General features: G+C 53.8%; 11 protein-coding genes. 6 read left to right on the top strand and 5 right to left on the bottom strand.

The window, feature by feature from the left end; translation table 11 throughout:
- Nucleotides 1-86: 86 nt before the first annotated feature.
- The gene (locus tag N7268_RS07715) at nt 87-2,030 is read left to right on the top strand and encodes a bifunctional 2',3'-cyclic-nucleotide 2'-phosphodiesterase/3'-nucleotidase (RefSeq protein ID WP_260862365.1); all 1,944 of its coding nucleotides are present in this window, start codon (nt 87-89) and stop codon (nt 2,028-2,030) included.
- 44 nt (nt 2,031-2,074) lie between these two features.
- Here N7268_RS07715 and N7268_RS07710 read toward each other — a convergent pair whose 3' ends face one another.
- Nucleotides 2,075-2,455, bottom strand: coding sequence for a winged helix-turn-helix transcriptional regulator (locus N7268_RS07710; protein ID WP_198906727.1), 381 nt, complete (start codon nt 2,453-2,455; stop codon nt 2,075-2,077).
- Nucleotides 2,456-2,543: 88 nt separating this feature from the next.
- Here N7268_RS07710 and N7268_RS07705 point away from each other — a divergent pair, with 88 nt between their 5' ends.
- From N7268_RS07705 to N7268_RS07695, 3 genes are all read left to right on the top strand, one after another.
- A complete protein-coding gene (locus tag N7268_RS07705) occupies nt 2,544-3,392 on the top strand; it encodes an SDR family oxidoreductase (protein WP_260862364.1) in 849 nt (282 codons plus the stop codon).
- A gap of 80 nt (nt 3,393-3,472) precedes the next feature.
- Complete coding sequence (locus N7268_RS07700) at nt 3,473-4,297, top strand: AraC family transcriptional regulator (RefSeq protein WP_260862363.1); 825 nt, start codon at nt 3,473-3,475, stop codon at nt 4,295-4,297.
- A 76-nt stretch (nt 4,298-4,373) separates the two neighbouring features.
- Entirely contained in the window at nt 4,374-5,339 is a 966-nt protein-coding gene (locus N7268_RS07695; RefSeq protein ID WP_260862362.1) for a DMT family transporter, read from the top strand.
- Between the two features lie 65 nt (nt 5,340-5,404).
- On the opposite strand, the gene N7268_RS07690 is transcribed toward N7268_RS07695, so the two are convergent.
- Entirely contained in the window at nt 5,405-6,976 is a 1,572-nt protein-coding gene (locus N7268_RS07690) for a methyl-accepting chemotaxis protein (RefSeq protein ID WP_260862361.1), read from the bottom strand.
- A gap of 245 nt (nt 6,977-7,221) precedes the next feature.
- Here N7268_RS07690 and ytfE point away from each other — a divergent pair, with 245 nt between their 5' ends.
- Nucleotides 7,222-7,884: an iron-sulfur cluster repair protein YtfE gene (gene ytfE, locus N7268_RS07685; protein ID WP_260862360.1), complete on the top strand. Its 663-nt coding sequence runs from the start codon at nt 7,222-7,224 to the stop codon at nt 7,882-7,884.
- 59 nt (nt 7,885-7,943) lie between these two features.
- Here ytfE and cycA read toward each other — a convergent pair whose 3' ends face one another.
- Together cycA and fklB are read right to left on the bottom strand one after the other, a co-directional pair.
- Nucleotides 7,944-9,353 carry a D-serine/D-alanine/glycine transporter gene (gene cycA, locus N7268_RS07680; protein ID WP_260862359.1) on the bottom strand — a complete coding sequence of 470 codons (1,410 nt, stop codon included), beginning with the start codon at nt 9,351-9,353 and terminating at the stop codon, nt 7,944-7,946.
- Nucleotides 9,354-9,662: 309 nt separating this feature from the next.
- Nucleotides 9,663-10,283, bottom strand: a complete 621-nt coding sequence (gene fklB / locus N7268_RS07675; RefSeq protein ID WP_038642968.1) for an FKBP-type peptidyl-prolyl cis-trans isomerase — start codon at nt 10,281-10,283, stop codon at nt 9,663-9,665.
- A gap of 218 nt (nt 10,284-10,501) precedes the next feature.
- Between fklB and N7268_RS07670 the strand changes: the two genes are divergently transcribed.
- Complete coding sequence (locus tag N7268_RS07670) at nt 10,502-11,152, top strand: OapA family protein (protein ID WP_260862357.1); 651 nt, start codon at nt 10,502-10,504, stop codon at nt 11,150-11,152.
- A 57-nt stretch (nt 11,153-11,209) separates the two neighbouring features.
- Here N7268_RS07670 and N7268_RS07665 read toward each other — a convergent pair whose 3' ends face one another.
- Nucleotides 11,210-12,133, bottom strand: coding sequence for a DMT family transporter (locus tag N7268_RS07665; protein ID WP_260862356.1), 924 nt, complete (start codon nt 12,131-12,133; stop codon nt 11,210-11,212).
- Nucleotides 12,134-12,234 lie beyond the last annotated feature (101 nt).

The raw sequence follows: 12,234 nt of genomic DNA, 5'->3' as shown, positions 1-12,234 counted from the left end.
TATTCATGTCATGATTCACAATTCTGTAAGCAAGAAGATTTATATACATTTTCTTTTGTGGTCTGGTTCTAAAAAGGATGCCCCTGATGATTAAGTTTAGTGCAACGCTTCTGGCCACGCTGATTGCCGCCAGCGTGAATGCCGCGACCGTCGATCTGCGTATAATGGAAACCACTGATTTGCATAGCAATATGATGGATTTCGATTATTACAAAGATACACCGACTGAAAAATTCGGTCTGGTACGTACGGCGAGTTTAATTAACGCCGCCAGAAGTGAAGTCAAAAACAGCGTACTGGTCGATAACGGCGATCTGATTCAGGGCAGCCCGCTCGGGGATTACATGGCAGCCAAAGGCCTTAAGGCTGGCGAAACTCACCCGGTGTATAAAGCGCTCAATACGCTGGATTACGCAGTGGGCAACCTCGGCAACCATGAATTCAACTATGGTCTGGAGTATCTGCAGAACGCGCTCGCTGGCGCAAAATTCCCCTACGTTAACGCCAATATCATCGACGTTAAGACCCAAAAACCGCTGTTTACGCCTTACTTGATTAAAGAGACTGACGTTGTCGATAAAGAAGGTCACAAACAGACGTTGAAGATTGGCTATATCGGCTTTGTTCCGCCGCAGATCATGACCTGGGATAAGGCCAATCTCAGCGGCAAAGTCACGGTGAATGACATTACCGAAACCGCACGGAAATATGTCCCGGAGATGCGTGAAAAAGGCGCCGATATTGTGGTCGTGGTCGCCCACTCCGGTCTGTCTGCCGACCCATACCAGGCGATGGCAGAAAATTCCGTTTATTACCTCAGCGAAGTTCCCGGCGTTGACGCGATTATGTTTGGTCATGCTCATGCTGTCTTCCCGGGTAAAGACTTTGCCAGTATCAAAGGCGCAGACATTGCTAAGGGTACGCTGAATGGTATTCCTGCCGTCATGCCGGGCATGTGGGGCGATCATCTCGGCGTGGTGGATCTGGTGCTGAATAACGACAGCGGCAAATGGCAGGTCACGCAGGCAAAAGCCGAAGCACGCCCGATTTATGACGCTGCGACTAAAAAATCACTGGCTGCTGAGGATCGTAAGATTGTGGAGATCCTGAAAGCCGATCACGATGCCACGCGCGAGTTTGTCAGCAAGCCCATTGGTAAATCAGCCGACAACATGTACAGCTATCTGGCGCTGGTTCAGGACGACCCAACCGTGCAGGTGGTGAATAACGCGCAGAAAGCGTATGTGGAACACTTTATTCAGGGCGATCCAGACCTGGCAAAACTGCCGGTGCTTTCCGCCGCCGCGCCGTTTAAGGTTGGCGGACGCAAGAACGATCCGGCAAGTTTTGTTGAAGTCGAAAAAGGCCAGTTAACCTTCCGCAATGCCGCCGATTTGTACCTCTACCCCAATACGCTGGTGGTGGTGAAAGCGAGCGGTAAAGAGGTTAAAGAGTGGCTGGAATGTTCCGCCGGGCAGTTTAATCAGGTTGATATTCACAGCAGCAAACCGCAGTCGTTAATTAACTGGGACGGTTTCCGTACCTATAACTTCGACGTGATTGATGGCGTGGATTACCAGATTGATGTTTCGCAGCCAGCCCGCTACGACGGCGAGTGCCAGACGGTAAACGCCAACGCAGAGCGTATTAAAAATCTGACCTTTAACGGTAAACCTATCGATCCTGACGCGACCTTCCTGGTCGCAACCAACAACTACCGTGCCTACGGTGGTAAGTTTGCGGGCACCGGCGACAGCCACATCGCCTTTGCCTCGCCGGATGAAAACCGCTCAGTGCTGGCGGCATGGATAGGCTCCCAGACGAAGAGCGCAGGCGAAATTCACCCGGCGGCGGATAATAACTGGCGTCTGGCGCCGATTCACAGCGATACGAAGCTGGATATCCGCTTTGAAACCTCACCCTCTGAGAAGGCTGCCGCGTTTATTCAGCAGAAGAAACAGTATCCGATGAACAAGGTCGCGACCGATGATATCGGCTTTGCGATTTATCAGTTGGATTTGAGCAAGTAACGCCCTGTGCCGGATGACGACGCGCAGCGTCTTATCCGGCACTCTCAGGCTGCACGTTCTTCCCGTTGTGCCATCACCTGCGGCAAATTCAGCTCGATCCAGTCTGCCAGCGCGGCGACTTTCTCGCTGACCTGCTCACCTAACGGCGTCAGGCTGTACTCTACGTGCGGCGGTACGACCGGATATGACACCCGGTTGATAAACCCGTCCTGCTCCAGCGCCTGTAAGGATTGCGCCAGCATCTTTTCACTGACTCCCCCCATCTTGCGGCGTAAATCGCTGAACCGGTGCGTCCCGTCGCGCAGCGCCACCAGAATCAACACGCCCCAACGGCTGGTGACGTGCTTTAACACCTCGCGTGAGGGACACTGCTCGGCAAATAAATTGCCCTCGCGTAACTGTTCAGAAAGCGTCGATGCGGTCATTTAATACTTACCTTTTTGTATGTACTTACTAAAAGTAAGTTTAGGTGTTAGCTTAACGAAACACAAGACAAACACCAAGGAGTTCTCCATGATTGCCATTACCGGTGCCACTGGCCAACTCGGCCAACACGTCATTGAAACCCTGTTGCACACCGTTCCTGCCAGCCAGATTGTGGCGATTGTGCGTAACCCAGGCAAAGCAACAGCGCTCAGTCAGCAGGGCATTACCGTTCGTCAGGCGGATTACACTGATGAAGCCGCCTTCACGCACGCATTGCAGGGGATCGACAAACTGCTGCTGATCTCCTCCAGCGAAGTCGGGCAACGTACCCCGCAGCATCGCAACGTGATTAACGCGGCGAAGGCAGCCAACGTGAAATTTATTGCTTACACCAGCCTGCTGCATGCCGACCGCTCCCCGCTGGGGTTGCATGTCGAGCACGTTGAAACTGAAAAACTGCTCGCCGACTCAGGGCTCCCCTATGCACTGCTGCGCAACGGCTGGTATACCGAAAACTATCTGGCCAGCGCACCTGCCGCACTGGAGCACGGCGTCTTTATCGGCGCTGCCGGTGCGGGAAAAATCGCCTCAGCGACCCGTGCCGATTATGCTGCCGCTGCCGCACGCGTCATCAGCGAAGAAGGCCACGCCGGGAAAATCTACGAACTGGCGGGTGACGAAGGCTGGACATTAAGCCAACTGGCTGCCGAACTGACAAAACAGAGTGGCAAAGAGGTGGTGTATCAAAACCTGAGCGAAGCAGATTTTGCCGCAGCCCTGAAAGGTTTTGGTCTGCCTGATGGGCTGGCGGATATGCTGGCTGATTCCGATATCGGCGCCTCAAAAGGGGGGTTGTTCGACGACAGCCAAACGCTGAGCAAACTGATCGGTCGCCCGACAACCTCACTGGCAGACAGCGTCAACGCGATCGTCTAAGTGTTAAAAATCGGTTAATTGTGGTGGCATCCCCGCGCATCCTCTCTGATAATGAAAGACGATGCGTGGGGAGAGACAACGTGCAAGGTGTACCTGAACAGTTCATTGATGATAAAGACAGTGCCCGCTTTCGCCACCTGGCGCAGGTGCCCGGCGTTGAGCTTTATCATGCGCATATCTCACGTTACGCCTTTGAGCCTCACACGCACGAAGCCTTTGGTATCGGCGCGATTGAAGCTGGTGCCGAACGCTTTCGCTACCGCGGTACGCAGTACGTGGCCCCGGCCCACTCCGTCGTCACCATGAATCCCGATGAGCTGCATACCGGCGAAGCGGAAACCGCCGACGGCTGGCGCTACCGGATGATCTACCTTGAACCCGACCTTCTGGAAGAGGTTACCGGGATCCGCCACTGGTGGTTTCATGATGTCACCCGCCACGACCCGCAGCGTTCACGCCAGATCTGTTCGTTGATCCATGGTCTGTGGAATGCCGAAGATCCCCTGGCACAAAAAGGCTTATTGCTCGATCTGATCGACACATTCCAGCCGCTGGCTCGCCATGCGCCCGTATCGCCAGAAGGCGCGCACCGCTTTACACGAGTGCGTGAATATCTGCACGACAACTATATGCACCCGGTGACGCTCGATGAGTTGGCCCGCGTTGCGTCGCTGAGTCCCTGGCATTTTCAGCGCCAGTTCAAATCGCATTTTCATGTCACGCCGCACCAGATGCTGATGGCCATCCGCCTGTGGCGCGCCAAAGGCTTCCTCACTCACGGTATGGCCGCCGCAGACGTTGCCGCGGCAACGGGCCTCACCGATCAGTCACACCTTACCCGCGCATTTACTCATCGCTACGGCATTACCCCCGTGCGCTATCAAAAACAGGTTTTTCCGCGCTAATGCGCAATCTCATACAATACGCCGCCTTTTTCCCTGCCTACACTCTTCGCTATGTAAAACGATGTGGGTGTCAAAAATGATTAGCGGTGTGTTGTATGCCCTGCTGGCTGGGCTGATGTGGGGATTGATTTTTGTCGGGCCGCTGATCGTGCCAGAATACCCGGCGGTATTGCAGTCGATGGGACGCTACCTGGCACTGGGTCTGATCGCCCTGCCAATCGCCTGGCTGGGTCGTGCGCGTCTGCGTCAGTTGACGCGTAAAGACTGGTTCACTGCGCTGGCGCTGACAATGATGGGCAACCTGATTTATTACGTTTGCCTGGCGAGTGCCATCCAGCGCACCGGCGCCCCTGTCTCAACGATGATCATCGGGACATTACCGGTGGTGATCCCGGTCTTCGCCAACCTGCTGTATAGCCAGCGTGACGGCAAATTATCGTGGTGGCGCTTAGCCCCTGCGCTGGTACTGATCGGCATTGGACTGCTGTGCGTCAATATTTCCGAGCTGAATCAAGGGTTACCCGACTTTAGCGGTTGGCGCTACGGTTCAGGTATTGCGCTGGCGCTGATTTCAGTGGTGTGCTGGGCATGGTATGCGCTGCGTAACGCCCGCTGGCTGCGTGAGAATCCCGATAAACATCCGATGATGTGGGCAACGGCACAGGCGCTGGTGACGCTTCCCGTTTCTCTGCTGGGTTACGTTGCGGCCTGCCTGTGGCTGAACGGGCAAACTCCGGATTTCGCCCTCCCGTTTGGTCCGCGCCCGGTTGTGTTTATTAGCCTGATGATTGCCATCGCGGTATTGTGCTCGTGGGTAGGCGCATTGTGCTGGAATATTGCCAGCCAGAAGTTACCGACGGTGATCCTCGGGCCACTGATTGTGTTTGAAACGCTGGCGGGCCTGCTGTACACCTTTATGCTGCGCCAGGAGATGCCACCGATGCTGACCCTGAGTGGCATCGCTCTGCTGGTTGTCGGCGTGGTAGTCGCGGTCAGGGCGAAGCCGGAAAAACCGCGCGTCGTCGCCGTTTCGCCATCCTAATATTGCTGGGTGACGCCGGGTTTATCCGGCCTACTGGATGACGTCTTGTAGGCCGGAACGGGCGTTTACGCCACCATTCGGCGCGCGACGTTAAACACCGCCACGGTCTGGTTCAGCCGCGCGGCCTGCTCTTCAAGCGCGGCGGCGGCAGACGCAGATTCTTCCACCAGCGAGGCATTTTGCTGCGTGACGCGATCCATTTCAGCCACCGCCTGACCGACCTGCTCAATGCCCCGACTTTGCTCATCAGACGCCGACGCGATTTCGCCCATAATATCGGTCACTCGGGTAACGGCACTGACGATTTCCGACATCGTTTCACCGGCTTCATGCACCAACGTAGCACCAGCATTGACCCGGTGACCGGAATCATCAATCAACGCCTTAATCTCTTTCGCCGCCTGGGCGCTACGCTGTGCCAGCGTACGCACTTCACCGGCAACAACCGCAAACCCACGCCCCTGTTCGCCGGCTCGCGCCGCTTCTACCGCGGCGTTCAGCGCCAGAATATTGGTCTGGAAGGCAATGCCGTCGATAACGTTGGTAATTTGCGCAATTTTGCTGGAACTGGTGGCGATTTCATCCATAGTACGCACCACACTATCAACGACTGCACCGCCTTTTTTCGCCGTTTGCGAGGCGTTTTTTGCCAAACTGGTCGCCTGCCGCGCATTCTCCGCATTCTGCTTCACGGTCGCGGTGAGCTGCTCCATACTGGCGGCGGTCTCTTCCAGCGAGGCGGCCTGCTGTTCAGTACGCGATGAGAGATCGTTACTGCCTGCAGCAATTTCCCCTGCGCCGGTGTAGATGGTATCTGCGCCATCACGTACCACGCTCACCGTGTTCGCCAGTGCCTGCTGCATGTCGCGGACATTACGCGCCAGCAGCGCCATTTCATTGCTGCCCTCCGCGTTGATGCGGTGGGTCAAATCACCGGCCGCGATGTGACGAATATGCGTCATCACGTCATGGAGTGGCTTCAGCAATACGCGCTGCACGGCTATCCAACTGGCGATGATGAGGGTTACCACCGCCAGCATCACCGCAGACAACAACCAGATGATCTTCTGATAGTCATGCTCGTTATCCTGCACGCCCGCACTGGCCAGTGCAGATTGCGCAGCTCGCCATTCCTGATAAACATCCTGCATCGCCGTCTGCTTTTGCTCGGCATTCTGTTTGAACATCTCCTCCAGCTTGCCTTGCGCCAGTAACGCATTCATTTTTGCGAGCGTCGTCGAGTAGATGCCATACTGCTCTTCAAGCCGATCCGCCAGATGTTCATCCAGACCCGGCGTTTCCGGCAGTGCGTAGTATGTATCGTAATGCACTTTTGCCTCGGCCAGCAGGCGGTTAGCCGTGCTTACCAGTTCTTTCAACTGACCCCCGTTAATGTCACTCGCCATTGTCCCCTGCAAGCGCAGCATTCCCCGGTTGAGAGTGACGCGAGCCTGGTTCAGGCTAATCCACGCATCGGTAAACTCAGCCACGTTCTGGCTGGAAAGCTGAGACACGGTAAAGTTTTGCTTATCGTTATTGAGCGCGCCAATAAAGACGCCCGCAGAGATAAACTGCATTGCGCCCAGGGCGAGTAACACGGTGATAAGTAAGGTTATCACTTTGATTCGTTTGAACATCTGTTGCCTTTTTATTATGCAGGTATTGTCTGAGGTCTAACTATCGGCAGCATCGTCCGCTTATTTAACCTTGTGAAGCGGCTTTCTACGCCGTTTTCCCGCTTTTCAATAAGATTCAGCACGTTAAAGAGAGAAGAATTTTTCGTGACAACCATCACAAAATCCCCCACCCCGAAAGGGTTATATCCTTCGCCATAAGTTGCATTTAAAATACATCTTATATTATTGAGAATGAGGTAACGGCTATGTCTTATCGCGATCAACCTTTAGGTGAACTGGCGCTCTCTATTCCTCGCGCTTCCGCATTGTTTCGTAAGTACGATATGGATTACTGCTGCGGCGGTAAGCAAACCCTGGCGCGCGCTGCTGCACGTAAAGAGCTGGATGTTGATGCGATCGAAGCAGAGCTGGCAAAACTGGCGGAACAACCGCTTGAAAAAGACTGGCGTAGCGTAGCGTTGGCAGAAATTATCGATCATATCATCGTGCGTTTTCATGACCGCCACCGCGAGCAATTGCCGGAACTGATCCTGCAAGCCACCAAAGTTGAACGCGTTCACGCTGACAAGCCGAATGTACCGCGTGGCCTGGCGAAAAACCTGACCATGCTGCATGAAGAGCTGTCCAGCCACATGATGAAAGAAGAACAGATCCTGTTCCCGATGATTAAACAAGGAATGGGCAGCCAGGCGATGGGGCCAATCAGCGTGATGGAAAGCGAGCATGACGATGCGGGTGAGCTGGTCGAAGTGATCAAGCACATCACCCACAATGTCACGCCGCCGCCAGAAGCCTGCACCACCTGGAAAGCCATGTATAACGGCATTAACGAGATGATCGATGACCTGATGGAACACATCAGTCTGGAAAACAATGTGCTGTTCCCGCGAGCACTCGCTGGGGAATAAAAAAAGGCGCCCGAGAGCGCCTTGATGAAATACGAGAGCCGCATTGCGGCTCTTTTTTATTAGCGTACGCCAGCCATGCGTTTCTTACCGATAAACAGCCAGCCCAGTCCCAGAGCGATGAACCACAGCGGCGTCACGATCAGCGCCTGACGGGTATCCTCTTCCAGCGTCAGCAGTACCAGTACGAAGACGAAAAACGCCATACACACCCAGCACATCAGTTTGCCTAACGGCATCTTGTAGATCGATTTCTCATGCAGATGCGGACGCTGTTTGCGGTACACCAGGTACGAGCAAAGAATAATGGTCCAGACAAACATAAACAGAATCGCAGATACGGTGGTGATCATGGTGAATGCGCCAATCACACTCGGGTTAACGTACAGCATCACCACGCCGCCCAGCAGGCAGATACAGGAGAACGTTAAGCCTTTCGCCGGAACTGCGCGTTTAGACAGCTTCGCGAACGCTTTAGGCGCGACACCTTCCTGCGCCAGACCAAACAGCATACGGCTGGTAGAGAACACGCCGCTGTTCGCAGAAGAGGCCGCAGAGGTCAGCACCACAAAGTTAATCAGGCTCGCCGCCGCCGGCAGACCGACCAGGACAAACAGTTCAACGAAAGGACTCTTACTCGGCACAACCGAACTCCACGGTGTGACCGACATAATCACGATCAGCGCGAAAACGTAGAACATGATGATACGAATTGGAATCGAGTTAATGGCACGCGGCAGCGATTTTTCCGGGTCTTTGGTTTCAGCCGCCGTGGTCCCGACCAGTTCGATACCTACAAACGCGAAGACCGCTATCTGGAAGCCCGCAAAGAAGCCGCTCAGGCCTTTCGGGAACCAACCACCGTCATTCCACAGATGCGTAAATGACGCTTGCACGCCGGTTGGCGACTGGAATTGCGTCAGGACCATCACCAGGCCGACAACAATCAAGCCGACAATGGCGACAATTTTGATCATGGCAAACCAGAACTCCATCTCACCGAACATCTTAACGGTGGCGAGGTTGAGGCTCAGCAGCAGAATGATCACCGCCAGTGAAGCGACCCAATCCGAGAGACCGGGGAACCAGAATTGCGCATAAGCCGTAATGGCGACAACGTCCGCCATCCCGGTCACGACCCAGCAGAACCAGTAAGTCCAGCCAGTAAAATACCCGGCCCACGGCCCGAGCAGGTCAGAGGCGAAATCACTAAAGGATTTGTACTCAAGATTCGAGAGCAGCAATTCTCCCATTGCCCGCATCACGAAAAACAGCATAAAACCGATGATCATATAAACAAAGATGATCGACGGTCCGGCGAGACTGATGGTTTTCCCGGAGCCCATAAACAGGCCTGTACCGATAGCACCACCAATAGCAATAAGTTGAATATGTCGGTTTGTGAGATTGCGCCGTAGCGACTGTTCAGACGATGCCTCTTCGTCGGCAACGACTTTTACCTGATCTACCATGTTTTTTTCTTCCTGTACCTGTCTGTGTTGTTCAGGCTCTACGGCCTTTAGTGTGTCTATGATACGACGATCCTGTTATCAGGACTCATCGATATTAGGTAAGAATTGGCGGGATGAACACTAAGATTTAGATATAATGTTAATTTTATGTTTAAAGTGAGTGTCATATCACTCTGATAGCGCGAATTAGCTCACAAAAATACACGCAAGCACGCTATTTGCAAGATAAAATATCGATATCGTAATAACTATAGGTTTTAAAACTAATTTTCCGCTCCCCTCAAGCTTGAGGGGAACAGAAATCACTGCTTACAGGATTTCAAGCAGCTCAACGTCGAACACCAGCGTGCTGAACGGAGGGATAGACGCGCCTGCGCCACGTTCGCCATATGCCAGTTCCTGAGGGATAGTCAGTTCCCATTTAGAACCTACCGGCATCAGGGTCAGTGCTTCAATCCAGCCAGGGATCACGCCGTTAACCGGGAATTCAGCCGGTTCGCCACGTGCAACGGAGCTATCAAACACGGTACCGTCGATCAGTTTACCGGTGTAGTGCACGCGAACGCGGTCGGTACGCGCCGGGATTGCGCCTTCGCCCTGAGTCAGAACACGGAACTGCAGGCCGGATTCAGTGCTGTTCACACCCTCTTTCTCACGGTTTTCTTCCAGATATTTGACGCCATCAGCCGCCATAGCCTGGAAACGCTCGCGACGTACCGCATCCGCACGTTCGTGGATTTCACGCAGTGCACGGTGCACAACATCAACAGGCACAGCTGGGTGCTTGCCTTCCAGCGCGTCAGCGATACCAGCAACCAGTGCTTCAGGCAACAGCCCTTCCAGACCGGATTCGCTCAGCTGCTGTCCAACCTGCAAACCAATGCCGTAGCTAGCTTGCGCTTCGATAGTGTCAAAAGTCGGAGTGGCCATCATATTTCCTTTCATCGGGTATAAAGTAGCGGGCAGCATATCAGCCATGCCGCATCCGGTAAAACTTTGTATCAGGAAGAGATGACAAATCGTAGCGAAACATAAACAATAGGATATCCCGCGCTGACGTCACGAAAGCGGGCATTATGACGAACATCATAGCGTTAGCCATCTATACTCTATGATCGAGGAACGATAAGCGGAGCAGGAGGAAAGCCATGCCCGGGCGCTTCGAATTAAAACCAACCCTGGCGAAAATCTGGCATGCACCGGACAATTTTCGCATTATGGACCCGCTACCGCCTATGCATCGCCGTGGCATTATTGCTGCTGCCATCGTGCTGGTGATAGGTTTCCTGCTCCCTTCTAATGACACCAGCGATGCCCCTGCGGTCACGCGTGAGGCGCAACTGGACATCCAGTCGCAGTCACAGCCGCCAACCGAGGCTCAGCTTCAGGCACAGCTGGTTGCGCCGCAAAACGATCCAGGCCAGGTCGCGCCGGTTGCGCCGGAACCCATTCAGGAAGGCGATCCCGATGCACAACCGCAGGCCCCGCAATCTCAGGCACAGACACAGCCTTTTCAGCAGAGCAGCGGCATTGAACAACAGTGGCGTACTTACCGCGTAGATTCGGGAAAAACGCTGGCGCAGGTCTTTCGTGATCATAACCTTCCGCCGACCGATGTTTATGCAATGGCGCAGGTAGAAGGCGCGGGAAAACCGCTGAGCAATCTGAAAAATGGTCAGATGATACAGATCAGGCAGAATGCCAATGGCGTAGTGACGGGCTTAACTATCGATACCGACAATGGTCAGCAGGTATTGTTTACCCGCCAACCTAATGGCAGTTTTATTCGCGCTCGCTAAACGCTGGCAACAGGCAGGCCTGATAAGCAGTGCGCCATCAGGCCTCAAGGTGAGGCGTTAGCGCTTCACCTTATTCACCCACCAGATCCCCGAACAGACCAGCACCAGCGCAACCGCATATTTCCATTCAAGAATGTTTTCGCCAAGGAAGATCGCTGACAGCACCGCGCCAGATACCGGGATCAGGAAGTTAAACGGTGCAATCATCCCCACACGGTTGTACTTGAGCAAAATGCTCCACAGGGCAAATGCTACCGAAGAGAGTAACGTCAGGTAACCCAGAATGGCCACTGAAGAAGCGCCGTGTACCGTAAGCGTCCCGCCGAAAGCATAGCCCCCGATAACCAATGCCAGCCCCCCCATCCCCAGTTGATAGCCCGTCATCACCGTCGGGTCTACCGTCTGAGAGATACGTTTACCGTATAGCGTGGCCGCGGAGAGAATAAAGGCCGCCATCACCACCGAGCCATCCCCTAACAGGCTGAAACTAAAATCCATGCCACTGTTGAAGTTCACCACCATCACACCGGTAAAGCCCAGAATACAACCCAGCGCCTTGTTATAACTCAGCTTATCGTTCTGGTAGATAAAGTGGGCCAGCAACACGCTAAAGAACGTACCGGTGGCGTTCATGATTGAACCTTTAACCCCGGTTGTGAACGCCAGACCGATATAAAAGAAGATGTACTGCAGCGAGGTCTGCGTCAGCCCCAACAGGGTGAGTTGTCCAAACTGGCGTGGGCTTAATCTGCCAACAGGTTTTCGCTGCGCTATCGCCAGCAGCAGCAGTAATAACCCCGCAAATAAGAAGCGGTAGCCAGCAAAGACAATTTTCGACGGAATATCATCCGTGGCAATCTGGAAGATCTCATATCCGCTTTTTATCGCCGGATAGGCACTCCCCCACAACAGGCAGCAGAACGCTGCGCTCAGGTAGACAACATTTTTACGCGCAAACAGAGGTTGGTGCGTTGGTTCCATTCCATCACCACTTTGAAATAATGTTTTATTTTTATGATTATCCCGAAAAGGATAAAGAATAGCCAGAACGAAAAACAGGAGGGGAGAAAAGCAAAACGCCG

It is taken from the genome of Citrobacter sp. Marseille-Q6884, assembly GCF_945906775.1.
GTDB lineage: Bacteria > Pseudomonadota > Gammaproteobacteria > Enterobacterales > Enterobacteriaceae > Citrobacter.
Note: the sequence above shows the minus strand (reverse complement) of the source record. Positions and strands in the feature narration are given on the sequence as shown.

Coding starts and splice junctions, on each gene's coding strand:
- N7268_RS07715 (WP_260862365.1), top strand. CDS start 87: ATGATTAAGTTTAGTGCAACGCTTCTGGCCACGCTGATTGCCGCCAGC.
- N7268_RS07710 (WP_198906727.1), bottom strand. CDS start 2,455: ATGACCGCATCGACGCTTTCTGAACAGTTACGCGAGGGCAATTTATTT.
- N7268_RS07705 (WP_260862364.1), top strand. CDS start 2,544: ATGATTGCCATTACCGGTGCCACTGGCCAACTCGGCCAACACGTCATT.
- N7268_RS07695 (WP_260862362.1), top strand. CDS start 4,374: ATGATTAGCGGTGTGTTGTATGCCCTGCTGGCTGGGCTGATGTGGGGA.
- N7268_RS07690 (WP_260862361.1), bottom strand. CDS start 6,976: ATGTTCAAACGAATCAAAGTGATAACCTTACTTATCACCGTGTTACTC.
- ytfE (WP_260862360.1), top strand. CDS start 7,222: ATGTCTTATCGCGATCAACCTTTAGGTGAACTGGCGCTCTCTATTCCT.
- cycA (WP_260862359.1), bottom strand. CDS start 9,353: ATGGTAGATCAGGTAAAAGTCGTTGCCGACGAAGAGGCATCGTCTGAA.
- fklB (WP_038642968.1), bottom strand. CDS start 10,283: ATGGCCACTCCGACTTTTGACACTATCGAAGCGCAAGCTAGCTACGGC.
- N7268_RS07670 (WP_260862357.1), top strand. CDS start 10,502: ATGCCCGGGCGCTTCGAATTAAAACCAACCCTGGCGAAAATCTGGCAT.
- N7268_RS07665 (WP_260862356.1), bottom strand. CDS start 12,133: ATGGAACCAACGCACCAACCTCTGTTTGCGCGTAAAAATGTTGTCTAC.